At 57.5% G+C, this 3261-nt stretch carries 1 rRNA gene; it reads left to right on the forward strand.

The annotated features are described in order from the left end of the window. Positions 1-71: 71 nt before the first annotated feature. Positions 72-3212 (forward strand): 23S ribosomal RNA (locus tag Sru01_RS34940). The last annotated feature ends 49 nt before the right edge of the window (positions 3213-3261 follow it).

Here is a 3261-nt window from a genome sequence, read left to right on the forward strand (position 1 = left end):
TCTGGTGGTGGGTGGGCTGGTCGGTCCGGTTTGTTGTTTGTGAATTGCATAGTGGACGCGAGCATCTTTGTGGCCAAGTTTTTTAGGGCACACGGTGGATGCCTTGGCATCAGGAGCCGATGAAGGACGTGGGAGGCTGCGTTAAGCCTCGGGGAGTCGCCAACCAGACGTTGATCCGGGGATGTCCGAATGGGGAAACCTAGCACCAGTCATGTGGTGTTGCCGCCGTCTGAATGTATAGGGCGGTTGGTGGTAACGCGGGGAAGTGAAACATCTCAGTACCCGTAGGAAGAGAAAACAAATAGTGATTCCGTGAGTAGTGGTGAGCGAAAGCGGATGAGGCTAAACCATGCGCGTGTGATAGCCGGCAGGTGTTGCGTGTGTGGGGTTGTGGGACCCTCTTGTGGTTTCTGCCGAGACCGCGGGCAGTGATAAATCGGTGGGGTAGCCGAAGTTTCTGGGAAGTTGCGCCGTAGACCGTGAGAGTCGGGTAGGTGAAACTCCGTCGACTGTTTGAGGGGATCCCGAGTAGCACGGGGCCCGAGAAATCCTGTGTGAATCTGCCAGGACCACCTGGTAAGCCTAAATACTCCCTGATGACCGATAGTGAACAAGTACCGTGAGGGAAAGGTGAAAAGCGCCCCGGTGAGGGGTCGTGAAATAGTACCTGAAACCGTGTGCCTACAAGCCGTAGGAGCGTAGACGGGGCTTGCCTTGTCTGTGATGTGACTGCGTGCCTTTTGAAGAATGAGCCTGCGAGTTATGGTGTGTGGCGAGGTTAACCCGTGTGGGGGAGCCGTAGCGAAAGCGAGTCTGAATAGGGCGCAAGAGTCGCATGCTGTAGACCCGAAGCGGAGTGATCTACGCATGGGCAGGTTGAAGCGCGGGTAAGACCGTGTGGAGGACCGAACCCACCAGGGTTGAAAACCTGGGGGATGATCTGTGTGTAGGGGTGAAAGGCCAATCAAACTCCGTGATAGCTGGTTCTCCCCGAAATGCATTTAGGTGCAGCGTTGCGTGTTTCTTGCCGGAGGTAGAGCACTGGATGGCTGATGGGCCTTACCGGGTTACTGACGTCAGCCAAACTCCGAATGCCGGTAAGTGAGAGCGTGGCAGTGAGACTGCGGGGGATAAGCTTCGTAGTCGAGAGGGAAACAGCCCAGACCACCGACTAAGGCCCCTAAGCGTGTGCTAAGTGGGAAAGGATGTGGAGTCGCAGTGACAACCAGGAGGTTGGCTTAGAAGCAGCCATCCTTGAAAGAGTGCGTAATAGCTCACTGGTCAAGTGATTCCGCGCCGACAATGTAGCGGGGCTTAAGTACGCCGCCGAAGTCGTGGCATTCACACGTTGAGCCTGGCATGGGGTTTCCCCGTGTCTGGGTGTGTGGGTGGGTAGGGGAGCGTCGTGCGGCCGGGGAAGCAGCCGGGTGACCGAGTTGTGGAGGCCGTGCGAGTGAGAATGCAGGCATGAGTAGCGAATCAGAAGTGAGAAACTTCTGCGCCGGATGACCAAGGGTTCCTGGGCTAGGTTAATCCGCCCAGGGTAAGTCGGGACCTAAGGCGAGGCCGACAGGCGTAGTCGATGGACAACGGGTTGATATTCCCGTACCCGCTGGTATGCGCCCATATCGAGGCCAGTGATACTAAGAGTCCTTAACCCCTCGACTCCTTCGGGGGTCGGGTGAGGGTGAACGCTCGGCCTGAGCTGGTAGTAGGTAAGCGATGGGGTGACGCAGGAGGGTAGCCCATCCCAGGCGATGGTTGTTCCTGGGGTAAGCATGTAGCCCGTGTCGTAGGTAAATCCGCGGCGCATTAAGGGTGAGATGTGATGCCGAGCCGATTGTGGTGAAGTGGGTGATCCCGTGCTGCCGAGAAAAGCCTCTAGTGAGTGTGCCGGCGGCCCGTACCCTAAACCGACTCAGGTGGTCAGGTAGAGAATACCGAGGCGATCGGGTGAACTGTGGTTAAGGAACTCGGCAAATTGCCCCCGTAACTTCGGGAGAAGGGGGGCCTTTACTGGTGATGGCACGTGCTGCCGGAGCTGGTGGAGGCCGCAGTGGCCAGGGGGAAGCGACTGTTTACTAAAAACACAGGTCCGTGCGAAGTCGTAAGACGATGTATACGGACTGACGCCTGCCCGGTGCCGGAACGTTAAGGGGACCGCTTAGCGGGATCTTCGGATTCTGCGAAGGTGAGAACTTAAGCGCCGGTAAACGGCGGTGGTAACTATAACCATCCTAAGGTAGCGAAATTCCTTGTCGGGTAAGTTCCGACCTGCACGAATGGCGTAACGACTTCCCCGCTGTCTCAACCACAGACCCGGCGAAATTGCACTACGAGTAAAGATGCTCGTTACGCGCAGCAGGACGGAAAGACCCCGGGACCTTCACTACAGCTTGACATTGGTGTTCGGTACGGCTTGTGTAGGATAGGTGGGAGACGGTGAAGCTGGGACGCTAGTTCTGGTGGAGTCATTGGTGAAATACCACTCTGGTCGTTTTGGATGTCTAACCCGCGCCCGTGGATCCGGGTGGGGGACAGTGTCTGGTGGGTAGTTTAACTGGGGCGGTTGCCTCCTAAAGGGTAACGGAGGCGCCCAAAGGTTCCCTCAGCCTGGTTGGCAATCAGGTGGCGAGTGTAAGTGCACAAGGGAGCTTGACTGTGAGACCGACGGGTCGAGCAGGAGCGAAAGCTGGGACTAGTGATCCGGCGGTGGCTTGTGGAAGCGCCGTCGCTCAACGGCTAAAAGGTACCCCGGGGATAACAGGCTGATCTTCCCCAAGAGTCCATATCGACGGGATGGTTTGGCACCTCGATGTCGGCTCGTCGCATCCTGGGGCTGGAGTAGGTCCCAAGGGTTGGGCTGTTCGCCCATTAAAGCGGTACGCGAGCTGGGTTTAGAACGTCGCGAGACAGTTCGGTCCCTATCCGCTGCGCGCGCAGGAGACTTGAAGGGGGCTGTCCCTAGTACGAGAGGACCGGGACGGACGAACCTCTGGTGTGCCAGTTGTTCTGCCAAGAGCACGGCTGGTTGGCTACGTTCGGGAGGGATAACCGCTGAAAGCATCTAAGCGGGAAGCCTGCCTTGAGATGAGGTCTCCCACCCCGCGAGGGGGTAAGGCTCCCAGTAGACGACTGGGTTGATAGGCCGGAGGTGGAAGCATCGTAAGGTGTGGAGCTGACCGGTACTAATAGGCCGAGGACTTGACCACAAAGCATCATGCTCGCGTCCACTGTGTGACTCAGAGACAGCAAACCTGT

This window comes from Sphaerisporangium rufum (assembly GCF_016863395.1).
GTDB classification, from domain to species: Bacteria; Actinomycetota; Actinomycetes; order Streptosporangiales; family Streptosporangiaceae; genus Sphaerisporangium; species Sphaerisporangium rufum.